Origin of the sequence: Marinobacter sp. ATCH36 (genome assembly GCF_023555055.1) — a bacterium.
In the GTDB taxonomy this organism is placed as follows: Bacteria; Pseudomonadota; Gammaproteobacteria; order Pseudomonadales; family Oleiphilaceae; genus Marinobacter.
On the sequence record NZ_JAMJPL010000001.1, the window covers coordinates 523214 to 544209 of the forward strand.

Annotated in this window: 21 protein-coding genes; 9 read left to right on the top strand and 12 right to left on the bottom strand. The window is 58.9% G+C overall.

The annotated features are described in order from the left end of the window. Nucleotides 1-2 precede the first annotated feature (2 nt). From pntB to M8010_RS02320, 3 genes are all read right to left on the bottom strand, one after another. The gene (pntB, locus tag M8010_RS02310; protein WP_250087703.1) at nucleotides 3-1397 is read right to left on the bottom strand and encodes a Re/Si-specific NAD(P)(+) transhydrogenase subunit beta; all 1395 of its coding nucleotides are present in this window, start codon (nucleotides 1395-1397) and stop codon (nucleotides 3-5) included. Nucleotides 1398-1409: 12 nt separating this feature from the next. Next, nucleotides 1410-2987: a Re/Si-specific NAD(P)(+) transhydrogenase subunit alpha gene (locus M8010_RS02315; protein WP_250087706.1), complete on the bottom strand. Its 1578-nt coding sequence runs from the start codon at nucleotides 2985-2987 to the stop codon at nucleotides 1410-1412. Nucleotides 2988-3091: 104 nt separating this feature from the next. Next, the gene (locus M8010_RS02320) at nucleotides 3092-3724 is read right to left on the bottom strand and encodes a TetR family transcriptional regulator (protein WP_250087716.1); all 633 of its coding nucleotides are present in this window, start codon (nucleotides 3722-3724) and stop codon (nucleotides 3092-3094) included. Between the two features lie 320 nt (nucleotides 3725-4044). On the opposite strand from M8010_RS02320, the gene M8010_RS02325 reads away from it, so the two are divergent. Next, a complete protein-coding gene (locus tag M8010_RS02325) occupies nucleotides 4045-5622 on the top strand; it encodes a flavin-containing monooxygenase (RefSeq protein WP_250087724.1) in 1578 nt (525 codons plus the stop codon). On the opposite strand, the gene M8010_RS02330 is transcribed toward M8010_RS02325, so the two are convergent. Further along, on the bottom strand, nucleotides 5522-5974 hold the full coding sequence (locus M8010_RS02330; protein ID WP_250087726.1) for a hypothetical protein: 453 nt from the start codon (nucleotides 5972-5974) through the stop codon (nucleotides 5522-5524). The genes M8010_RS02325 and M8010_RS02330 overlap by 101 nt on opposite strands. Continuing rightward, nucleotides 5955-6554, bottom strand: a complete 600-nt coding sequence (locus M8010_RS02335; protein ID WP_250087728.1) for a nucleotidyltransferase domain-containing protein — start codon at nucleotides 6552-6554, stop codon at nucleotides 5955-5957. The genes M8010_RS02330 and M8010_RS02335 overlap by 20 nt, the downstream gene beginning before the upstream one ends. A 181-nt stretch (nucleotides 6555-6735) precedes the next feature. Here M8010_RS02335 and M8010_RS19920 point away from each other — a divergent pair, with 181 nt between their 5' ends. Together M8010_RS19920 and M8010_RS02340 are read left to right on the top strand one after the other, a co-directional pair. Beyond that, a complete protein-coding gene (locus M8010_RS19920) occupies nucleotides 6736-6858 on the top strand; it encodes a hypothetical protein (protein ID WP_284047933.1) in 123 nt (40 codons plus the stop codon). Between the two features lie 24 nt (nucleotides 6859-6882). Beyond that, nucleotides 6883-7080, top strand: a complete 198-nt coding sequence (locus M8010_RS02340; RefSeq protein ID WP_250087738.1) for a hypothetical protein — start codon at nucleotides 6883-6885, stop codon at nucleotides 7078-7080. Between the two features lie 18 nt (nucleotides 7081-7098). Here the strand turns inward: M8010_RS02340 and M8010_RS02345 are convergent, their stop codons facing one another. The 5 genes from M8010_RS02345 to M8010_RS02365 all read right to left on the bottom strand — a co-directional run bounded on the left by M8010_RS02345 (nucleotide 7099) and on the right by M8010_RS02365 (nucleotide 13965). Beyond that, entirely contained in the window at nucleotides 7099-7872 is a 774-nt protein-coding gene (locus M8010_RS02345) for an SDR family oxidoreductase (protein ID WP_250087740.1), read from the bottom strand. A gap of 18 nt (nucleotides 7873-7890) precedes the next feature. Then, nucleotides 7891-9039 carry an acyl-CoA dehydrogenase family protein gene (locus tag M8010_RS02350; protein WP_250087748.1) on the bottom strand — a complete coding sequence of 383 codons (1149 nt, stop codon included), beginning with the start codon at nucleotides 9037-9039 and terminating at the stop codon, nucleotides 7891-7893. 9 nt (nucleotides 9040-9048) lie between these two features. Further along, nucleotides 9049-10236, bottom strand: a complete 1188-nt coding sequence (locus tag M8010_RS02355; protein WP_250087760.1) for an acyl-CoA dehydrogenase family protein — start codon at nucleotides 10234-10236, stop codon at nucleotides 9049-9051. Nucleotides 10237-10655: 419 nt separating this feature from the next. Next, nucleotides 10656-11837, bottom strand: a complete 1182-nt coding sequence (locus M8010_RS02360) for an acetyl-CoA C-acyltransferase (protein WP_250087763.1) — start codon at nucleotides 11835-11837, stop codon at nucleotides 10656-10658. A gap of 31 nt (nucleotides 11838-11868) precedes the next feature. Then, nucleotides 11869-13965: a 3-hydroxyacyl-CoA dehydrogenase NAD-binding domain-containing protein gene (locus tag M8010_RS02365; protein WP_250087764.1), complete on the bottom strand. Its 2097-nt coding sequence runs from the start codon at nucleotides 13963-13965 to the stop codon at nucleotides 11869-11871. Nucleotides 13966-14302: 337 nt separating this feature from the next. Here M8010_RS02365 and M8010_RS02370 point away from each other — a divergent pair, with 337 nt between their 5' ends. Beyond that, nucleotides 14303-14923, top strand: a complete 621-nt coding sequence (locus tag M8010_RS02370; RefSeq protein WP_250087766.1) for a TetR/AcrR family transcriptional regulator — start codon at nucleotides 14303-14305, stop codon at nucleotides 14921-14923. Continuing rightward, nucleotides 14913-15731: a hypothetical protein gene (locus M8010_RS02375; protein ID WP_250087775.1), complete on the top strand. Its 819-nt coding sequence runs from the start codon at nucleotides 14913-14915 to the stop codon at nucleotides 15729-15731. Before M8010_RS02370 ends, M8010_RS02375 begins: the two co-directional genes overlap by 11 nt. Before the next feature lie 4 nt (nucleotides 15732-15735). Here the strand turns inward: M8010_RS02375 and M8010_RS02380 are convergent, their stop codons facing one another. Next, complete coding sequence (locus M8010_RS02380; protein ID WP_250087777.1) at nucleotides 15736-16608, bottom strand: alpha/beta fold hydrolase; 873 nt, start codon at nucleotides 16606-16608, stop codon at nucleotides 15736-15738. Between the two features lie 65 nt (nucleotides 16609-16673). Then, a complete protein-coding gene (locus M8010_RS02385) occupies nucleotides 16674-17582 on the bottom strand; it encodes an alpha/beta hydrolase (RefSeq protein WP_250087778.1) in 909 nt (302 codons plus the stop codon). Nucleotides 17583-17692: 110 nt separating this feature from the next. Between M8010_RS02385 and M8010_RS02390 the strand changes: the two genes are divergently transcribed. From M8010_RS02390 to M8010_RS02405, 4 genes are all read left to right on the top strand, one after another. Beyond that, nucleotides 17693-18697 carry a GlxA family transcriptional regulator gene (locus tag M8010_RS02390; protein WP_250087788.1) on the top strand — a complete coding sequence of 335 codons (1005 nt, stop codon included), beginning with the start codon at nucleotides 17693-17695 and terminating at the stop codon, nucleotides 18695-18697. A 35-nt stretch (nucleotides 18698-18732) separates the two neighbouring features. Continuing rightward, nucleotides 18733-19680 (top strand): 23S rRNA pseudouridine(2604) synthase RluF, encoded by a 948-nt coding sequence (gene rluF, locus M8010_RS02395; RefSeq protein WP_250087791.1) that lies wholly within the window; start codon nucleotides 18733-18735, stop codon nucleotides 19678-19680. A gap of 79 nt (nucleotides 19681-19759) precedes the next feature. Continuing rightward, nucleotides 19760-20383 carry a MarC family protein gene (locus tag M8010_RS02400; RefSeq protein WP_250087801.1) on the top strand — a complete coding sequence of 208 codons (624 nt, stop codon included), beginning with the start codon at nucleotides 19760-19762 and terminating at the stop codon, nucleotides 20381-20383. 26 nt (nucleotides 20384-20409) lie between these two features. Continuing rightward, nucleotides 20410-20967, top strand: a complete 558-nt coding sequence (locus M8010_RS02405) for a gamma-glutamylcyclotransferase (protein WP_250087804.1) — start codon at nucleotides 20410-20412, stop codon at nucleotides 20965-20967. Nucleotides 20968-20996 lie beyond the last annotated feature (29 nt).

The window sequence follows — 20996 nt, forward strand, 5'->3', positions numbered from 1 at the left end:
ACTCAGGCCCGTAAACCGCCCACCAGCTTGTCGATGCTTTCCTTGGCGTCGCCAAACAACATGCGGGTGTTGTCCTTGAAGAACAGTGGATTCTCCACGCCGGAATAACCGGTGGCCATGCCGCGCTTGAGGACAACTACCTGCCGGGCTTTCCAGACCTCCAGTACCGGCATGCCCGCAATGGGGCTCCCCGGATCCTCGGCGGCGGCCGGGTTCACGGTGTCGTTGGCACCGATCACCAACACGACATCAGTGTCCGGGAAGTCCGCATTCAGCTCGTCCATTTCCAGCACAATGTCATAGGGCACGTGGGCCTCCGCCAGCAGCACGTTCATGTGCCCGGGCAGCCGGCCAGCAACCGGGTGAATGCCGAAACGCACGTTCACGCCCCGGTCCCGCAGTATTTTGGTCATATCGCTGACCCCGTTCTGGGCCTGGGCCACCGCCATGCCGTAACCCGGCACAATAATTACCGAGTCGGCGTTGCGCAGCTCTTCACAGACATCGTCCACGGTGGATTCGTGCACCGTCTGGTCGGAATCCGCGACTGCGGAGCTGCTGGTGGTCTGGCCGAAGCCGCCAAGAATCACGCTGATAAATGACCGGTTCATGGCCTTGCACATGATGTAACTGAGGATGGCACCGCTGCTGCCCACCAGGGCACCAACAACAATCAGCAGATCGTTGCCCAGCATGAAGCCGATGGAAGCCGCAGCCCAACCGGAGTAGCTGTTCAGCATGGATACCACCACCGGCATGTCGGCCCCGCCGATTGCCATGATCAGATGGATGCCGAGCACCGAGGCGATGACCGTCATAATCACCAGAGCAATGATTCCCAACGCCATGCTATCGGTGCCCAGAAACCAGGCGCCAAGGAATACGCAGGCGATGATCGCGGCCAGATTCATCAGGTGCCGGCCGGGCAGGGTGAGGGCCTTGCTGTCGATGCGGCCGTCCAGCTTGCCGCAGGCTACCAGCGACCCGGTAAAGGTCACGGCACCGATAAAGATGCCCACAAACACCTCCACCAGTTTGATGGTGTGCTCCGCGCCGGCGGTTGCGATCAATGGCTCGATATAGCCGGAGAAGCCCACCAGAACCGCGGCCAGACCCACAAAGCTGTGGAGCAGGGCCACCAGTTGCGGCATCTGGGTCATTTCCACCTTGTTGGCGATGGGAATCCCGATTGCAGCACCCACCAACACGGCAATCACGATGGCGGTAATGCCACCGTCGCCGACACTGGCCAGGGTTGCTCCTACCGCAATGATGATGCCGGCGACGCCATACCAGTTGCCGCGCCGTGCCGATTCCTGGTGGCTGAGACCGCCCAGGCTGAGGATAAAACAGATACTTGCGACCACGTAGGCCACGCTCACCAATCCTGTGCTCATATCGAGCGCCTCCTACTTGCGGAACATTTTGAGCATGCGATGGGTGACCCGGAAGCCGCCCCCCACGTTGATGCTGGCAATCAGCACCGCGACAAAGGCCATGATACCGACGGCAAGGTTCTCCGCCTGGGCCAGGTGCAGAATGGCACCGATCACTATGATGCCGCTGATGGCGTTGGTGACACTCATCAGGGGCGTGTGCAGTGACGGTGTCACGTTCCAGATCACCTGCCAGCCGATAAAGCAGGCCAGCACAAACACCGTGAAGTGCTGCAGGAAGCTTTCCGGCGCATGGGCGCCAACGCCGTAAAGTGCCAGGGCTGTTACCACCAGCAGGATGCCTTTGCCGATCTGGCTGCGACGGTCAGCGGCTTTTTTCGCGGCCGCTTTCTGTTCCGCCGAGGGTTCCTCCGTGCCCGGCGCCGGTTTGGGGCTGACCGGTGCTTCCGGCTGGGGTGGTGGCCAGGTGACGTCCTCACCGTTAACCACGGTCAGGCCACGGATCACGTCGTCGTCCATGTTCACCACGGGCTGGCCGTCTTTCTCGGGGGTCAGCTCTGTCAACAGGTGAAACAGGTTGGTTGCGTAGAGATCGCTGGCCACTTTGGACATCCGGCTGGGCAGGTCGGTGTAGCCGATCAATGTTACGCCGTGGTGATGGGCGACCTTGCCTGGCTCGGTCAGCTCGCAGTTGCCGCCACGCTCGGAGGCCAGGTCGACAATCACACTGCCGGGTTTCATGGATTTCACCATGTCGGCGGTGATCAGTTTAGGCGCGGGCTTGCCGGGAATCAGCGCAGTAGTGATGATGATATCCACCTCTTCCGCCTGCTCCGCAAACAGCGCCATTTCCGCTTTGATGAACTCATCGCTCATTTGCTTGGCATAGCCGCCGCTGCCGCTGCCTTCCTCGTCACCGAAATCCAGCTCCAGAAACTCGGCGCCCATGCTCTCGACCTGTTCCTTTACCTCCAGCCGGGTATCAAAGGCCCGCACAATGGCGCCCATACTGTTGGCAGCGCCGATCGCAGCGAGGCCCGCCACCCCGGCGCCGATCACCATGATCTTTGCCGGTGGCACCTTGCCCGCTGCCGTTACCTGGCCGGTAAAGAAACGACCGAAGTTATTGGCCGCCTCAATCACCGCCCGATAGCCGGCAATATTGGCCATGGCACTGAGCGCATCCATCTTCTGGGCACGGCTGATGCGGGGCAGGCTGTCGATGGCAAAGGAAGTTATCTTCCGCGCTGCCAGCTTCTCCAGCAGCTCCGGGTTCTGTGCCGGCCAGATGTAACTGACCAGAAACGCCCCTTCCTTCATCAGGTCCACTTCGTGCTTCCCGAGCGTGGAATTCTCCATCGGGGCGCGGACTTTCAGGATGAAATCCGCTTGCTGCCACAGAGATTTGGTATCGGCGGCGATGGCCGCCCCAACTTTCTCGTAGGCCTCGTCTGAATAGTTTGCGGCTTCGCCGGCACTGGCCTCGACCAACACCTCGTAACCAAGCCCGATGAGTTTGTGAACAGAGGGCGGCGTGGCGGCCACCCGCCGCTCATCCTCGAATATTTCCCTGGGGATACCGATTTTCATTGTTGTTTCGTCCTCCGGATTGCCCGATGAACCAGATGCCTGGATACCTACATACTAGTGCAAGATCCCGGATCTGCCCGAAAAACGGAAGGTTAAAACGAAACTCAGGAACACGATCGCAGCAGGGTCGCCATGTCTTCCTCAGACATATCATCCAGCATTGCACCCCGGAACTGCCGGTTAATAAACCGCTCCGTCTCCTGCTGAATGACCTCCCGCTGCCCGGGCTTGTCAATGTAATCCATCGATCGGAACAGGATGTAGCGAATGGTCATACGGGAAATCTCATGAATCGTCTCCGGCGCCACGGCACTGACCAGCTGCCGATCAATAATGTCCTCCGCCATCTCCCGTGCACTGGCCTCCAATTGCGATTCGAGAGCCTTTCTGAGCAAAGCCGACGGCCCATGCAGTTCCCGAACGGCAACAGTGGTTGCGGCCGGGTTTGTCAGAAAGTAGTGGTACACAAAAGCCACCGTGTCATGGGATGCCTGCTCCGACGACTCCGCCATCCGCCGCAACTCCCGTACCCCGGCTTTCATGTCCTCGGCTATGTAACCAAGCACCTGCAACCCGAACTCGTCCAGGTTCCTGAAATGTCGATAAAAGGTATTCGGGTTCAACCCGGCCTCCCGGGCCAGTTCCCTGAGCCCGAGTGAGGACAGGCTGCGGCTCTGGGTTATGAGCCTCAGCGCAGCCTGTATCAGCTTCAGTTTGCCGCCAGTCAAAACAGTCATGAAATATCACCTTGGTTTGAAGGGGTAATTGGGGAGGCCTTTCCGAAACTGTGCAGAGCCAAGGATGGCGGAGCTCAAGCGTCACATGGATGTGCCGAAGGAGCGTGTTTCGGAAAGGCCTCCCCAATTGCCCCAAACTCCCAAATAGAAGGACAAAGAGGACAGTCGTTTATCAAACCAGGCCAATCAGCCAGATCCAGCTGACCGGAAGTATACAGCTGTCTACTTCGTTGTGTATACATGTGTATACCGCCAATCATCATGGCGAAACACACAACAACAGGCAAGGCCAAAAGGCCAGCGAACAACGAGGTAGAAACATGAGTCAGACAGCACGAATCGCCATCATCGGCACTGGATTTTCCGGCCTGGGCATGGGCATCAAACTCAAGGAAGCCGGCTACGACAACTTCGTTATCCTCGAACAAAGCGACGACATCGGCGGCACCTGGCATGAGAACCACTACCCCGGCTGCGCCTGCGACGTCCAGTCTGCCCTCTACTCCTTCTCGTTCGAACAGAACCCCAACTGGAGCCGGATGTTCGCCCAGCAAAAAGAAATCCAGGCATACCTGCGCCATTGCGCCGAAAAATACGGCCTGACGAAACATATCAAACTGAACACCCACGTAGCCGGCGCCAGGTTCGACGAAAAAAACCAGAGCTGGACCGTAGAAACCTGCGACAGCCCCAAACTCTGGGCCTATATGCAGGACAAAGGCCTGAACCCCGGCGACAAGCTCAATCGCAGGGACAAGGGTTTGCCCGAATTCAGCTCCTTCAAGGCAGACATCGTCGTCTCCGGCATGGGCGGCCTGAGTACCCCGGCCTATCCGGACCTCAAAGGCATCGACACCTTCACTGGCAAAAGCTTCCATTCCCAGGACTGGGACCACAGCTACGACTTCAAAGGCAAGCGGGTTGCCGTGATCGGCACCGGCGCCTCGGCCATCCAGTTTGTGCCGGAAGTAGCCAAAGACGCCGCCCACCTGGACCTGTACCAGCGCACCCCGCCGTGGATTGTGCCCAAGCCCGACCGTGAGATCCGCCCACTGGAACGAATGATGTTCCGCAGGTTCCCACAAACCCTGAATGCCTTCCGCCAAAGCATCTACTGGATGCTGGAAGCTCGTGTGCTGGGCTTTGTGGGTAATCCTCGCATCCTCAAGATTGGTGAGTTACAGGCCCGCCGCCACATCCGCAACCAGATCAAGGACAAGGAACTGCGCAAAAAGGTCACCCCGGACTTCCACTTCGGCTGCAAACGGGTACTGATCTCCAACAATTACTACCCGGCCCTGGCCCAGGACAACGTGGGCGTGCTCACTAATGGCATTCGTGAAGTACGCGGCAACATGATTGTCGATAACAATGGCAACGAACGGGAAGTGGACTGCATCATCTACGGCACCGGCTTCCGCGCCCAGGACCCGATGCCCGCCGGCATGGTATTCGGCCGCAATGGCCAGGACCTGCTGGATGCCTGGAAAGACGGCGCCGAAGCCTACAAGGGCAGTACCATCGCCGGGTTTCCCAACTTCTTTATGCTGATGGGCCCCAACACCGGCCTTGGCCACAGCTCCATGGTGATCATGATCGAAAGCCAGATCCAATACGTGCTGGACGCCTTGAAGAAGATGGACAGGCACGGCTGGAAGAGCGTGGAAGTAAAAGAAGACGCCCAGAGCCAATACAACGCCTCCATTCACGCCAAGCTCGGTGACTCGGTCTGGCAGACCGGCTGCAAGAGCTGGTATGTAAACGAGAACGGCAAGAACACCACCCTGTGGCCGGGCTTTACCTGGCAGTTCCGCCAGCAGACGCGGCGGTTTGATGCACCGCAGTATGTGTGTGAGCCCGAGACTGTAGATCTGGGTGAAGCTGCGCCAGTACTGTAAAGTACTCAACCACATCGACAAGCCCTTCGTATTCCGCCAGGTTTCGTTTGCGATGTGCTTGATCAAGAATGCGCCACTTTGCAGAGGGCAGGTCGAGTGTGTGCTGCAGACATTGAAAAACGAGGTATCGATTGTCAGAGCGATAACCAAGATGACGCAGGGCTGCGAGTGACAGCGCGTGAGCGGCGTTGTAGGTCAGATCAAAGCGGCTTTCCAAGCTGAGTGATTCCAACTGTGCGTCTTGCAGTCGAATGCTACCGGACTGGATAAGGCCATTTACTTCGCTGGTGTCAGTCGCTTCGTGATGGAGTTTGCGGATGTTGACCAGATTCTCAAGTGCTTCCTTGTTCATCAATGATTCCCTTCAATAACAGGTACGGTCCATGCAGTACCTTTCTGATAAATGGATTATCGTTGGCACGGCGCTTCGCAAATTCGTGCCGGGTATAGAGCGCAGGGTTTACGGGCCGTGACAGCTCTCTCTCCACGGGCTCCAGTGCCGTGAACACTTCTTCGAGGGTCAGGGTATCGGAAACCAGCATCAGATCAATGTCGCTGTCCGCCCGATCTGTATTCTTGGCAACGGAACCAAAAACCAGTGCTACATCGATTTCACTATCCATGGCGCTCAGAGCATCCTTGACCACTTGAGCCGGCCCAAGGGTTTTTGCAACCAGAGAGCACAATTCCGGAAAGATGGGCGATTCCTGATTGGCTCTATAACGCTTCTGGCGCCCCTTGACTTCGACAGTGACCAGCCCGCTGTCCACGAATCGGCCTATTTCCCGTTGAACTGCCCCGGAGCCGGCCCTTGCGCGTTCGATCAATTCGGCTAGTGAGAAGTCGTGATCGGGCTGCATGAATAGGAGGCCAAGCACTTTTTGTCGGGTGCCTGAAAACAAGGCATCCGCAAGGCTGGAGTTTGACGACATCGAGGGCCACCCGTGTTATCGAGTTCATTCAGATTAATACCTAATTTGGGTAACATTATACCCAATTTGGGCATTAAGCAAAATGTGTGTTTGTGCATCCGATTCCGTTTGGTCGATGTATCTTGATAGCCAGTCGTTCCTGCACCATGGTTTGCATACGGGAACAACAGGAGCACGCACCATGACCAAACCAACCCTTCCCGGCCTGGACCATATCCTGGCAGCGGAGCAGCGCATCCGGCCGCAACTGGGCGAAACGCCGCTGCTGAATGTACCTGATCTGGATGCCGCTATCGGCCAGTAATCACGCCAGGTGGTGGACCGTATCGTGACGGTTACCGAGGCGGGTATCAGGGAAGCTACTCGCCGCGTGCTGACTGAGGCCCGGCTCTACGTCGAGCCCGGCGCCAGCGCGGGCCTGGCGGCGTTACTGGAAAACCAGGTCCCGCCTGCTCCGGACAGGACCACGGTTCTGATAATTACCGGTGGCAACCTGGACCCGGAGCAGGTCAGCCAGTGCCTGTGACCGACCATTGGGGCGCGGTTAACTGACCAACGTGCCACCATCCACTGCCAGGCATTGCCCGGTGATATGCCGCCCGGCCTCGGAGGCCAGCAACACCGCGGCGCCCTTGAGGTCCTCTTCGCCACCAAAGCGATTCAGCGGGATGCGCTCCAGCATTTTCTCACCCTGGGCATCCAGCAGTCCCTGGGACATCTTGGACGGGAAAAAGCCCGGGCAAAGCGCATTCACATTGATGTTGTAATGGCCCCACTCGGACGCCAGAGCACGGGTGAAGTTCACCATGGCGCCCTTACTGGTGTTGTAGGCAATCGTCTTCATGCCTTCCGGGTTGCCCGACAGGCCCGCAATGGAGGCGATGTTGATCACTTTGCCGGTGTTGCGGGGAATCATGCAGCGTTTGCCCACGGTCTGGGTGAGGAAGAAGGAGGCGTTGACGTTGAGATTCATCACCTTCATCCAGCCCTCCGCCGGGTAATCCTCGGCCGGGGCACCCCAGGTGGCGCCGGCGTTATTGATCAGGATATCGATGTCGCCAAGCTGGCTGACCACCTGATCCACCACGCCGGGAATCCCTTCCAGGTCGGATAGGTCGGCGGCAATGGTGATCACTTCCACGCCCTGACCTTCAAGGTGCGCCTTGGCCTCGTCCAGTTCATGCTGCTTGCGGGCGCTGATGGCGATTCTTGCCCCCAGCTCACCTAGGGCTTCGGCCATCTGCAGGCCGAGGCCGCGGGAGCCGCCGGTGATGAAGGCGACCTTGCCGGTCAGATCCAGTAGTTGTTTTACGCTCATGGTGCTCTCCTTGGGAATTCAGGCCGTCCTGGCCAGCAGGCCGTCGCTGACCTTTGCCAGGTGGTGATCGGCATCACCGAACAGCAGGTTGATCAGGGTCAAGCGCTTGAACAGATGGGCGGCGAACATCTCGTCGGTCACGCCCATGCCACCGTGCAATTGTACCCCTTCCTGGCCCACGAACCGCGCGGCCTGACCCACCAGGGTTTTGGCCATGGAGATGGCCTCCCGACGGCTGGCGCGGTCGTTCGAATCAGCCTCGCTGGCGGCGAGGATCGCCATGGTTCTGGCCTGTTCGGTCTGGATAAACATGTCGGCCATGCGGTGCTGCAGCACCTGGAACTTGCCGATGGGCACACCAAACTGTTTGCGGGTCTTGATGTACTCCAGGGTAGCCGCGTTCATGGCTTCCATGGCGCCGACCGCCTCCGCGCACAGGGCCGCAATACCCAGGTCCACGGCTTTTTCAATCGCGGAAAAGGCGTCATCAATGGTGCCAATCAGGTTGTCGGCACTGACGGTAACGTTGTTAAAGCTGATTTCAGCGGTTCGGTGGCCGTCGTGGGTGGTGAAGTCCTCTACCTGCACGCCCTTGGCGCTGGCATCCACCAGGAACAGGGATAACCCGGTTTCATCGCTGATTCCGCCGCTGGTGCGAGCGGATACAACCAATTGGTTTGCCTGGCCGCCGTGCAGCACAGCGGTTTTCTGCCCGCTGACCAGGAAATGGTCGCCATCCTTGCGCGCGGTGGTCTGCACGTGGCTCAGGTTGTAGCGGGCGCCCGGTTCGTAGTGCGCAAGCGCCAGGAGCCTTTCCCCACTGGCGATGCCCGGCAGGATGTCGGCTTTCTGGGCATCATTACCGGCATCCCGGATCAGCCCGCCGGCTAGCACAACTGTGGCCAGGTAAGGCTCTACAACCAGGCCGCGGCCGACGTTTTCCATCACCACCATGGTGTCGATGGCATTACCGCCCAGGCCGTCAAAATCCTCGGGGAAGGTGAAGCCCAGCAGCCCCATTTCCGCAAAAGCCGACCAGGTGGCTTTGTCGGTACCAGAACTGGAACGGATGATTTCCTGTCGTCTCTCGAAGCCGTACTCGTTGGCCACGAAGCGACGCAGGGAATCGTTCAGCATTTGCTGTTCTTCGGTCAGATCAAAGTTCATATCGCCTCCTTAAAGGCCAAGCACTAGCTGGGCAATGATGTTGCGTTGGATCTCGTTAGACCCGCCAAAGATCGACAGCTTGCGCATGTTGAAGTAATCCCCTGCCGACGGCGTTGCATCGAGCGAGCCGGCACGCGGGCCGTTGTATTCCAGCTCCAGCGCCTCCGGAATATGGGCGATGGAGTCCTGGCCGCCCGCTTCCATCAGCATCTCGAACAGCTGCTGGCCAACCTCGGTGCCACGAATTTTCAGGCTTGATGCCAGTGCCCCAGGGCCGTTCTTGTCCGTCAGCACGCGCAACACCGTCAGCTCCAGAGCTCGCAGCTCCATATCCAGCTGCGCCAGCCGGTCGCGGAAGCGGATGTTCTCGATCAGAGGCCGCTGGCCGTCCTGTTCCTGCCGCGCCACTTCTTTCAGGCGCTTCATCAACGCCTTCCACTGCCCCACATTGGCCAGGCCGGTGCGCTCATGACCCAGCAGGAACTTGGCGTAGGTCCAGCCCTTGTTCTCCTCGCCAACCAGGTTTTCAGCGGGCACCTTTACGTTGTCGAAGTAGACCTCGTTAATCTCATGCTCACCGTCCAGCATGATGATCGGCCGCACCTCGATGCCCGGGGTGTTCATATCAATCAGCAGGAACGAAATCCCCTGCTGCGGCTTGCCTTCAGTGCTGGTCCGCACCAGACAGAAAATCCAGTCTGCATGCTGTCCCAGGGTGGTCCAGGTTTTCTGGCCGTTGACGACGTAATGGTCACCTTCAAGCTTGGCGGAAGTACGCAGTGATGCCAGATCTGACCCAGCGCCTGGCTCGGAGTAACCCTGACACCACCAGTCTTCGCCACTGAGAATGCCCGGCAGGAAGCGCTGTTTCTGCTCATCGTTGCCAAACGTCATTATCACCGGCGCGACCATACGCAGCCCGAAATCCAACTGGCGCGGCGCACCGGCAATCGCACACTCTTCCTCGAAGATAATCTGCTGAATCGGATCCCAACCGGTGCCACCAAATTCTTCCGGCCAGGTGGAGGCGCCCCAGCCCTTATCAAACAGAATCTTCTGCCAGCGTTCGGTCATCGCTTTGTCCGGGCGCAGTCGTTTCTGTACCCGTTCACGGATGTCGTCCGGGAGGTTTTCATCCAGGAATTGCCTGACTTCGGTTCGGAAGGCTTCCTGTTCTGGTGTGTAATTCAGGTCCATATTGCACCTCTTTTTTGGAGTTGCCTGAGAGTTCTCAAAGCGTTGTCTTCAAACCTGGAGTAGGCGTCGGATGGGTATCCCCTTTCAAAACACGCTCCTTACGGCACATCCATGTGACGCTTGGACTCCGCCATCCATGGCTCCGTACAGTTTTGAAAGGGGATACCCATCCGACGCTTCGAGTTTGTTCGTGCCTGCTTTTTTAGATTGCATAAGGCATTTATGTTGCCTCACCGTTCAAAAGTTGCACTTGTTGCGCATTGCACGGAGCTATGGGCGGCTGGCAGGTAGGGCTCGTCCAAAACCGTGCGGAGCCATGGATGGCGGAGCCCGAGCGCCCCAGGGATGGGCCGAAGGAGCGCGTTTTGGACGAGCCCTACCTGCCAGCCGCTACCCCCCAAAGCCTCAGGCCAATAAAATCAGGCTACTTCGAACAACCCAGCCGCACCCATGCCAGTACCGACGCACATGGTGACCACAACGTACTTCACACCGCGGCGCTTGCCTTCGATGAGGGCGTGGCCGACCAGGCGGGAACCGGTGGTGCCGTAGGGGTGGCCGACTGCGATGGCGCCGCCGTTGACGTTCAGGCGGTCCATCGGGATGCCCAGTTTGCGCTGGCAATAGAGAACCTGAACGGCGAAGGCTTCGTTGAGTTCCCACAGGCCGATGTCATCTACGGTCAGGCCGGCACGTTTGAGCAGCTTGGGAACGGCGAAAACCGGGCCGATGCCCATTTCGTCGGGCTCGCAACCGGCAACGGCGAAGCCGCGGAAGATACCCAGCGGAGTGGCACCGCGCTGTTCGGCGATTTTGCTGTCCATCAGAACGCACGCGGACGCACCGTCGGAGAACTGGCTGGCGTTGCCGGCGGTGACTACGCCGCCTTCCATCGCCGAGCGGATCTTGCTGACGCCCTCCAGGTTGGTGTCCGGACGGATGCCCTCGTCCTGGCTGACGGTGACTTCCTGGCTGCTGAGCTGGCCGGTGGCTTTGTCGGCGACGCCCATGGTGGTGGTGATCGGCACGATTTCGTCGTCGAATTTGCCGTCTTCACGGGCTTTGGCGGCCAGGTTCTGGCTGCGGACACCGTATTCGTCCATGTCTTCTTTCTTGATGCCGTAGCGCTTGGCCACGGTTTCGGCGGTGTCCAGCATGGACCAGTAGAGCTCCGGCTTGTTCTTGGCCAGCCAGGGTTCCATGAAGTAGTTCTGGTTGACGTTGGCCTGCACGGTGGAGATGGACTCCACGCCGCCTGCGACCATCACCGGTACACGATCCACGGCAATGTGATGTGCGGCCATGGCAATGGCCTGAAGGCCGGAGGAGCAGAAGCGGTTAATAGTAGCGCCGCCGACGGTGACTGGCAGACCTGCGCGAATCGCGCCCATGCGGGCCACATCGTTACCCGTGGAGCCTTCCGGCAGGGCGCAGCCCATCAGTACGTCTTCGATTTCGTTGGGGTCGACCTTGGAGCGCTCGACTGCGTGCTGGATGGCGTGGCCCGCCAGGGTGGCGCCGTGGGTCATGTTCAGGCCGCCGCGCCAGGATTTGGCCAGGGGCGTGCGGGCAGTGGATACGATGACAACGTCATTGGACATAATAATTCTCCGAAAAAATTCGTGGACCGGTTTATTTAGCGTCGAAACCCTTGCCGTCTTCAGCGCGCTTGGCGAGCAAGGCGGCTGGCTCCCAGAAGCCTGGCTGGGTGTGGCGGTCTTCGGTAAAGGCCTGCATGGCGCGCACCACGTTAGGCAGCCCGACTTCCTCGGCGTAGTGCATGGGGCCACCGCGGAACACGGGGAAGCCGTAACCGGTCAGGTAGACCATGTCGATGTCGGAGGCGCGCTGGGCGATGCCTTCGTCCAGAATCTGTGCGCCTTCGTTCACCAGCCCATACACACAGCGCTCGACGATTTCCTGGTTGCTGATTTTGCGCGGGGTAATGCCCAGCTCGGTGCGGACCTCGTCCACCACCTTGTCCACTTCCGGATCCGGCAGGGCGTTGCGGTTGCCCGGCTCGTAGCGGTAGAAACCGGCGCCGGTCTTCTGACCATAACGGCCCATTTCGCACAGGCGGTCGGCCACCACCATCTTCACCATGTGCGGGTTTTCTTCGTACTGGCGCTTGCGGATTGCCCAGCCGATGTCACCGCCGGCCAGGTCGGCCATGCGCAGCGGGCCCATGGCAAAGCCGAATTTCTCGATGGCCTTGTCGATCTGCTGCACGCTGGCACCTTCTTCCAGCATCAACAGGGCTTCGCGCTGGTACTGGTTGATCATGCGGTTGCCGATAAAGCCGTCGCACACGCCAGAGACCACAGCGGTCTTCTTGATGACTTTGGCCAGCTTCATTGCGGTTGCCAGTACGTCCTTGGCGGTTTTCTCGCCGCGCACGACTTCCAGCAGCTTCATAATGTTGGCGGGGCTGAAGAAGTGCAGGCCAATAACGTCCTCGGGGCGCTTGGTCAGGCTGGCGATCCTGTTCAAGTCCAGGGTGGAAGTGTTGGACGCCAGGATGGCGCCGGGCTTGCAGACTTCGTCCAGTTTTCCGAATACGGCTTGCTTGACGCCCATATCCTCGAAGACCGCTTCAATCACCAGGTCCACGTTGCTCAGGTCGTCATAGGTCAGGGACGGTGTCAGCAAGGCCATCTTGGCCTTGGCATCGTCTTCACTCATGCGGCCTTTCTTGACGCGGCCCTCATAGACTTTGCGAATGGCTTCAACGCCACGATCCAGACCTTCCTGCTTCATGTCGATCAGGGTGACCGGAATACCGGCGTTGAGGAAGTTGATGCTGATGCCAGTGCCCATGGTTCCGGCGCCGATCATGCCCATGGACTTGATATCACGAGTTGGTGTGTCCGATGGCACATCGGCAATCTTGCTGGTCAGGCGCTCGGAGAAGAACGCGTGGCGCAGGGCGCGGGATTCCGGGGTCTGCATCAGGTTCACAAAGGCTTCGCGCTCGACTTGCATACCCTTGTCGAAGGGCATGGTGACGGCGGCTTTCACCGCGTCCACGCACTTCAGCGGGGCCGGGTAGTTCTTGGCCATGGCACCCACGGTGTTGCGGGTGAACATGAAGAAGCCTTCCGGATTCGGATGCTTGGCTTTCAGGTCGCGCACTTTTTTCAGCGGAAGGTTTTCGCTGACCACTTTAGTGGCGTAGGCGATGGCCGCATCCAGCAGTTCACCGTCAATAATTTCATCAAACAGCGCGCTGCCCTTGAACTGCTTCGCTGGCACTACACTGCCGGATACGATCATGTTCAGGGCGTGCTCGGCACCAATCACCCTTGGCAAACGCTGGGTACCACCGGCGCCGGGCAGCAGGCCCAGTTTTACTTCCGGTAGCGCAATCTGCGCGTCCGGCTTGGCAATGCGGTAATTACAACCCAGGGCCAGCTCCAGACCGCCACCCATGCAGGCACCGCTAATGGCGGCGATCACCGGCTTGCGGCTGCTTTCCACATAGTTGATCACGGTGTTCAGGTTGGGCTCGGTGGTGGCCTTATCGGAGCCGAATTCGCTAATGTCGGCGCCGCCGGAGAAGGCGCGGTCAGAACCAATCAGCACAACGGCTTTAACAGCATCGTCGGCTTCCGCTTTCTGAATGCCGTTTACAATCCCCCGGCGCAGTTCAAGGCCAAGGCCGTTGACCGGTGGGTTATCCAGGCGGATGACGGTGGTGTGGCCGTTCACTTCGTAGTGGGCGGTACTCATTATTCAGCTCCCTGATGCTGGAATCGGGTTGATCGATGGCGTGAAGACCCTTCTTGGAATCTCCATACACTGGTGTATTGTTGATCCGTACACTAATGTATGTTTCACATGTGGTCAATGGTTTCGGACCTCCTTAAGCCTTATGCTTGCGAGTGAACGCCGGAGTAAGCGGACAGGTGTTTCCAGAACACGCTGTGAATACGTCCCTGTACGCTCGGCCTCCGCCATCCATGGCTCCGGACGGTTCTGGAATCACCTGTCCGCTTACTCACACTCGGTTCATAGCCTGCTCATGTAAAATGCACATTGATCGACAGCAACAGGATGTAATTCCAGAATGACCGACATTAGACCCACAAAAGCCAGTCGCCGTACGTCTAAAGACAAAACGCAGCTAACCCGCGATGACTGGCTTGACGCCGCTGCCGGTGAAGTCGCAGCCGGCGGCTTCAGCAACTTGCGGGTACTGACGTTGTCGAAAAAACTGGGAGTGACTCGGGGTAGCTTTTACTGGCATTTCAAGGACCATGCAGACTTGGTGGTGAGTTTTCTGAATCGCTGGAGAGATCGCCGAATTCACGAGTTGCAGTATTGGAAGCCGAAAGGCGGAGATCTTGAAACCGAGCTGCGGCAGATTCTTGAGCTGCTGCTGACCGATGCTTCCAGAAACATCCGTCGCCTGCAGGTAGAGCTGGCAGTTCGGGATTTCGCCCGGCGCAATGATTATGCAGCGGATCTGGTGAACGAGGTTGACGAGGCACGGATCAACCAGAACTGCGAACTCTACGAACGCCTGAGCAGTGACCCCCAGCGCATCCGGGATCTGTCGCTGCTGATGTATGTCGCCACCATCGGATCGCAGGTGGTGCTCACGGGCAAGAAAGGCGATGCCGAGACGATTCGTCGGGTGGAAGACCTGATGGCCCGGGTGGCGCTGGGACAGCGTGATGACAACTAGAGGGCTGGTCCTGCTGGTGCTTTGCCTATGCCCTGGCGCCGTCCACGCCGCCAGTGATGATTGCATGGGCGGTGCCAAAACCGACCTGGAAAAACTCTACTGCCAGGTAGTCAGTGAAGGACAGGGTGCGGGGCTGCCTTCACCTACTGACTTCAAACGCAACGACCCGCAGGTGCAGGCGCTGCTGCTGCGACGCCCCGCCGGTCGGCTCGGCCTGGAAGTCCCGGAACCCGGAGCTCCAGCCGCGGCAGCGCCTGCCCCAAGACCAATTGACACAGAATCGGAGCCCGACCGCCCCGAGCCGGAAGTTGATCAGCCACAGTACGGGCAGCTGGCGGACTGTCGCCTGCAAGGTGAGCGCATTGCCTGTCCCCAACAGCGATACAACCTGGCGATGAATCAGCCTAACAGCAAGCTGGAGAGTGACGTTCTTGGTGAAGACAATCGCCTGGGGCTGAGCCCGTTCAGGGGTGATCGCAACGATGAACAAGCGGTACGCCGCTACCTGTCAGACGCCTACGATCGCTATATCCCCAGAATGCTGGACATTGGCCTGGGCGCCAACACCATGAGTTTTACCGCTTTCCATAACGCCTTCCACACCATGGAAGCCGGCGGTGTCGACTTCGCCGAGCGCATGGAGCGGACCTATTCACTGCTCAAACAGGACAAGAAAACCCTGGCGGTAAAGGCTCGTTACCACGATGAACTGCCGGAGGATCTATCGCTGTGCACGGTGATCAATCCAGATATCATCGTGTGTGACAACGTCGGCACCAACTGGGTTTACGTCAGCCCGTCCCGATAGCCCGTCAGTCGGTTTCCAGGAAATCGTTGAGGTGGCCGGCGACGGCGGCGGGCTGCTCTTCCTGCAGAAAATGCCCCGCTTCCACCTGCTCTACACGTATTGACTCGAAGCATTCCTCAATATGATTGAGGTATTCCGGAATGATCACCTTATCCTTGTTGCCATACACATACATTGCGGGCATAGGCCAGCGATGGCCTGCTGTGGTGGCCCAGCGTTTGGCGTCTTCGGGAAACGTCCGGTAGTAATTGGAGCTCGTGCGGGCCGTGCCCGGAATCCGGAAGGTGCGGAGGTATTCGTCGAGCGCGTCCCGGGGGAAGGGTTCCTTGTTCCAGGTTTTCAGGAAAAACCCCAGCCAGGCTTCCTCGGCGCCGGGGATCATCGCTTCTGGCAGGTCCGGCGTCTGCATGAAGTGTTGGTACCAGTAGGCCGCGCCACTGCCGGAACGCACCTTCTCGATCACTTCCTGGTTGCCCTTCAGGTTGTTGATGATGGCAATGTTCATGATCACCAGTTTGCGCACCCGGTCGGGGATGGCCAGGGCGACTTCCTGGGCGACTATGCCGCCCCAGTCGTGGCCCACGAGCTGGAAGTCCCCGATGCCGAGGCTGTCCAGCAGGCTGATCACATCCTGTGCCATTTCCTGTTTGCTGTAGTGCTTCTGTTCCGGTGTGCGTTCACTGTCGCCCAGCCCCCGGAGGTCCGGCGCAACGATGCGAAAGCCCGGTTTCAGGTGTGCTGCCACATGCTCCCAGCAGTAGGAGCTCTCCGGCCAGCCGTGGATCATTACCAGCGGCTGGCCTTCGGGGTTACCGCCTTCACGCCAGGCGAAGCGGCCACGGGGCGTTTGTTGCTGTTTCGGGTCGGACAGTTGCATGGCGGGGCTCCAGGTTCTGGAAAAGTCTGGTGCCAAACCATAAACGGCCAGCGGTTACGGCGCAATCAGACTGTGTCCACTGGTCGGCCCAGATCCCTGAGCACGGTTTCCACAACCATGGGGCTCCAGAGCATGCGATGGTGGCCGAGGCCACGGGTACGTAACACGTCAGCGTTTTCCCAGTTGTTGTAAATCCGCTCGCTTTCATCCGGCGAGATAGAGGTGTCGTCCTCATCGATCACGATCAGGCCCCGTTGGGTGAGTGACCGGGACAGGGCTTCCAGGTTCATTTGCTCCCAGACCGATTTGCCGAAACGCTCTTCCATCAACTGTAGGTGAACTGCCAGAACCTCCTCGCTCAGTCCCAGTTGCTGCCCCAGGTTATTCATCACAGCGGTAAGGCCGACTGGGGGTGCCAGCATCACCAGGTAGTTGGGCTGAAGGCCATCCGCGATGGCTCTGGCGACGGCGATGCAGCCAATGGAATGGGCCAGCACCCCATGGATCCGGCCGACACTGGCCGCCACCTTCGCAGTGACTTCGGACATTTCGAAAAGGTCCGTACTCTCGCCCTGGGCGCGGCCATGGGCCGGGGCATCGAACAGCACCACGCGATAGCCGGCTTCCACCAGCGGATGGATCCAGGCGCCGAACTGGATGCCGGCACCGGCCCAGCCATGGACGCCAAGAACAACCGGGCCCTGGCCCCAGGAATACACCGGGATGGTGCGGCTGCCATGCTGGAGCTGCGTGTAGCTGTCGGCGTTGTCCAGAAGGTATTCATAACGGATCGGCATGGGCAGGCGGGAAGGCCTGAACGCCATGCGATTTACCAGATGCCCCGCTTTCCGGGGGGACACCCGGGAATACAGCTGCAGCGCGAGCCGGGTTGCTGAAAGCCCGACGCTTTTCGGGGCATTTTGAGTGAGTGGGCGTTGGAAGATCTCTGACTGGGTGTTCAGTTGTGAGGTCATGGTGAAAGTCCTTCTTCCTGCGTTGGTGGATGACAGGTTCAGGTTAGGGCTTGCGGGATGCCAGTAGGAGTGTCATATTTGACATATAAAATGCTGAAAGGGCCATTTCCATGTTCAACGTAGCCATCATTGCCTTTCCCAACTGTCACGCATCGGGCGTCCACGGCATCATGGATTTCTTTACCGTTGCCAATTACTGCGGCCGGGCCCCGGCTGGCCGCAGTGAACCATTGTTCAACTGTCAGGTGGTGACGGTGGATGATGAACCCGTTCGCGGATACAGCGGAGCAGTGGTGACACCGACGATTCGACGGGGCGACTTTCGTGCGGATCTGATTGTGGTCGGCTCCTCGGTGGAAGCTACTGTGCGCGCAGAGCGCCTGGAGCAAACCCTGGCTCCTGCCAGACCCTTGCATGGCTGGCTGCAAGAGGCCCTGGAACAGGGGACCGTGCTGGCGAGCGTCTGCACCGGCAGTTTCGTACTGGCGGAAGCGGGGTTGCTGGAGGATCAGGTCGCCACTACCCACTGGCGGGCCGCATCGTTGTTCCGCAGTCGGTACCCGCATATTCGCCTTGAGGAAGAGCAGTTGCTGGTGGACAACGGGCAGGTCATCTGTGCCGGTGGCGCCACGGCGTTTATGGACCTTTGTGTTTATCTGGTGGAGCGTTTCGCCTCCCCCGCTGTGGCCCTGGCCTGCAGCAAGATGCTGGTGTTGGATGGCCGCCGCACGGAGCAGGCCCCCTACATGGCGTTCTACAGTCAGAAAGCCCATCAGGACATCGCCATCCGCAAGGCCCAGTCCTGGCTGGAGCAGCACTATGCCGAGGCGCTGACCATTGACGAAGTGGCGGCGGTGGCCGGCCTAGGCACCCGCACCTTCAAGCGCCGCTTCAAGGAAGCCACCGGGGAAACCCCTATCGGCTACCTGCAACACCTGCGCATAGAAGCTGCGAAACATCTGCTGGAATCCAGCCGCGACCAGACCGCCCGCATCATCTGGAGCGTGGGTTACGAAGACGCCAGTTCGTTCCGAAGGCTTTTCAAACGCACGGTAGGTTGTACCATGGAGCAATACCGCAAGCGATTCAGCTATGTATCCCCGCATGCGGCCTAATACCCCGACCTTAATCGACCCTGAACAGGAACCCCATGCCCGGTAAAAACTCGACCCGCCTCAATAAATACATCAGCGAGAGTGGCATGTGTTCCCGGCGGGAGGCAGACCGCTATATCGAGAATGGCAATGTCGCCATCAATGGCAAGGCGGCTCAGGTGGGGGACCAGGTCCTGCCCGGTGACAGGGTGACGGTCAACGGCCAGTTGATCGAGCCCCGGGACGAAGAAGACCTGATCTTTATCGCCCTGAACAAGCCCGTGGGCGTGGTCAGCACCACCGACCCGGCGGAACCCCGGAACATCGTCAACCATGTGGGCCACGGCGAGCGAATCTTCCCCATTGGCCGTCTCGATAAGGACTCCCAGGGGCTGATTTTCCTCACCAGCAACGGCGACCTGGTGAACAAGATCCTGCGGGCCGGCAACAACCATGAGAAGGAATACCTGGTCACCGTCAACAAACCGGTGACCGCGGAATTCGTGCAGGGTATGAGCGCCGGTGTGCCGATACTGGGCACGGTGACCAAGCGCTGTAAAGTCGAAAAGGTCTCCCGGTTTGTCTTCCGTATTACGCTGGTCCAGGGCCTGAACCGGCAGATCCGCCGCATGTGTGAATTTTTTGAGTATGACGTCACCAAGCTTGAGCGGGTGCGGATCATGAACATCAGCCTGAAGGGGTTGCCAGTGGGCGAGTGGCGGGATCTGGGCGAGAAAGAACTGGCGGGCCTGTTTGATATGATCCGGGATTCGTCATCGGAGGTCAGCCCGGATACCCGCAGTGAAACGAAAAATCCGCCCGGCAGGAAGACGCTTCCAGGCAAAAAGCCGGGTAAAAAGAATGCGAAACCGCCGCAGGGGCCACGAGGGAAGAATGCAGCGGCCGTAAAGCCGGCTGGAAAACGAGGCAAACCCCAGCGGCCGGGAAAGCCTGCCAAATCCGGAAAACCGCGGAAAGCCCGGAAACCCAGTATTAAACGATAGAGTACGTTTACTTCCGTACGGCACTTCGGCGTCGCTGCCGCTATGCTGTGCCGTTTTTACTCTTGGCCGGATACCCTGAATGTTTGAAGCGTTTTTTAGTACCTATATCAGCAGTACCATCCGATTCCTGTTCCTGCTGGCCCCGTTCTTCGTGGTGACCATGTTCCTCGCGCTCACACGAGGGCTGCCGGTGGCGGAAAAGAGCTCCATCATCCGCCGTTCAACCCTGTCAGCACTGATCCTGGGGTTGATACTCTTCTTTGTAGGCCCGCTGCTGTTCAGTGCCATCGGTATTACGCTGAACTCGTTCCGGATTGGCGCCGGAAGCCTGCTGTTCCTGACCGCGATCAGCCTGGTCACCAGCGGTACCCGCAACCACGCCACCGGTCTGCCGGATGAAGACCGCGACGATATTGCCGTGGTACCCCTGGCCATCCCGGTGATGATCGGCCCGGCGACCATCGGTGCCATCCTGGTGTATGGCGCCGAACTGAACAGCCTCTCCGAGGTGGCCGGAGGCCTTCTTGGTTTGGTGTCGGGATTGGTCATACTGGCGGTATTGCTGCACCTGTCGGGTTACCTTGAGAAGGTGCTGGGTAAAACCGGTTTGAACATACTGTCCAAGATCAGCGGTTTGATCCTGTCTGCCATGGCGGCAGAGATCGTACTGACGGGTATTGCCGGTTTCATGGCTTCGGTTTAAAGAGGTTTTGGAGGTAATCGCGGATTATGTCTGTATCGACTATCGAGCATAACCGTATACGCCAGAGCTTCGAGGGTGTGTCCTCGGTTTGGCTGTTCGGTTATGGGTCGCTGATCTACAAGGTGGATTTTCCGTTCCTTGAGCAGCGTCCTGCGGCGATTGAAGGTTGGGTTCGTCGATTCTGGCAAGGCTCCCATGATCATCGGGGCACCATCGAGTCACCAGGACGGGTGGTGACTCTCATCGAACAGCCCGGTGCGTTATGCAAGGGCGTGGCCTACCGAGTATCTCCGGATGTTTTTGAGCACCTGGATCACCGGGAGAAGAACGGTTATCTGCGCTTCGGCACCACAATGACCTTTAACGATGGCAGCCAGGAGCAGGGTCTGGTCTACATTGCCACTGAGGATAACGAGGCGTTTCTGGGCGACGCACCAGACGCGGATATTGCCCATCAGATTGCCGGGGCGGCGGGCCCCAGCGGTCGTAACGACGAATACCTGCTGAAACTCGCCCAGGCCCTGCGCCATTTGGGAGACGACGATGTCCACGTGTTCACGATTGAACGCTTGCTGACTTCGTAAACCATCCCTGCTAATCGGGATTTTTTTGC

Excerpts from the sequence above, each read along its gene's own strand:
- pntB (WP_250087703.1), bottom strand. The coding sequence starts at position 1,397 with ATGAGCACAGGATTGGTGAGCGTGGCCTACGTGGTCGCAAGTATCTGT.
- M8010_RS02365 (WP_250087764.1), bottom strand. The coding sequence starts at position 13,965 with ATGAGTACCGCCCACTACGAAGTGAACGGCCACACCACCGTCATCCGC.
- M8010_RS02360 (WP_250087763.1), bottom strand. The coding sequence starts at position 11,837 with ATGTCCAATGACGTTGTCATCGTATCCACTGCCCGCACGCCCCTGGCC.
- M8010_RS02330 (WP_250087726.1), bottom strand. The coding sequence starts at position 5,974 with ATGAACAAGGAAGCACTTGAGAATCTGGTCAACATCCGCAAACTCCAT.
- M8010_RS02345 (WP_250087740.1), bottom strand. The coding sequence starts at position 7,872 with ATGAGCGTAAAACAACTACTGGATCTGACCGGCAAGGTCGCCTTCATC.
- M8010_RS02350 (WP_250087748.1), bottom strand. The coding sequence starts at position 9,039 with ATGAACTTTGATCTGACCGAAGAACAGCAAATGCTGAACGATTCCCTG.
- M8010_RS02320 (WP_250087716.1), bottom strand. The coding sequence starts at position 3,724 with ATGACTGTTTTGACTGGCGGCAAACTGAAGCTGATACAGGCTGCGCTG.
- M8010_RS02390 (WP_250087788.1), top strand. The coding sequence starts at position 17,693 with ATGTTCAACGTAGCCATCATTGCCTTTCCCAACTGTCACGCATCGGGC.
- M8010_RS02405 (WP_250087804.1), top strand. The coding sequence starts at position 20,410 with ATGTCTGTATCGACTATCGAGCATAACCGTATACGCCAGAGCTTCGAG.
- M8010_RS19920 (WP_284047933.1), top strand. The coding sequence starts at position 6,736 with ATGACCAAACCAACCCTTCCCGGCCTGGACCATATCCTGGCAGCGGAG.
- M8010_RS02355 (WP_250087760.1), bottom strand. The coding sequence starts at position 10,236 with ATGGACCTGAATTACACACCAGAACAGGAAGCCTTCCGAACCGAAGTC.
- rluF (WP_250087791.1), top strand. The coding sequence starts at position 18,733 with ATGCCCGGTAAAAACTCGACCCGCCTCAATAAATACATCAGCGAGAGT.
- M8010_RS02370 (WP_250087766.1), top strand. The coding sequence starts at position 14,303 with ATGACCGACATTAGACCCACAAAAGCCAGTCGCCGTACGTCTAAAGAC.
- M8010_RS02325 (WP_250087724.1), top strand. The coding sequence starts at position 4,045 with ATGAGTCAGACAGCACGAATCGCCATCATCGGCACTGGATTTTCCGGC.
- M8010_RS02385 (WP_250087778.1), bottom strand. The coding sequence starts at position 17,582 with ATGACCTCACAACTGAACACCCAGTCAGAGATCTTCCAACGCCCACTC.
- M8010_RS02380 (WP_250087777.1), bottom strand. The coding sequence starts at position 16,608 with ATGCAACTGTCCGACCCGAAACAGCAACAAACGCCCCGTGGCCGCTTC.
- M8010_RS02400 (WP_250087801.1), top strand. The coding sequence starts at position 19,760 with ATGTTTGAAGCGTTTTTTAGTACCTATATCAGCAGTACCATCCGATTC.
- M8010_RS02315 (WP_250087706.1), bottom strand. The coding sequence starts at position 2,987 with ATGAAAATCGGTATCCCCAGGGAAATATTCGAGGATGAGCGGCGGGTG.
- M8010_RS02375 (WP_250087775.1), top strand. The coding sequence starts at position 14,913 with ATGACAACTAGAGGGCTGGTCCTGCTGGTGCTTTGCCTATGCCCTGGC.
- M8010_RS02335 (WP_250087728.1), bottom strand. The coding sequence starts at position 6,554 with ATGTCGTCAAACTCCAGCCTTGCGGATGCCTTGTTTTCAGGCACCCGA.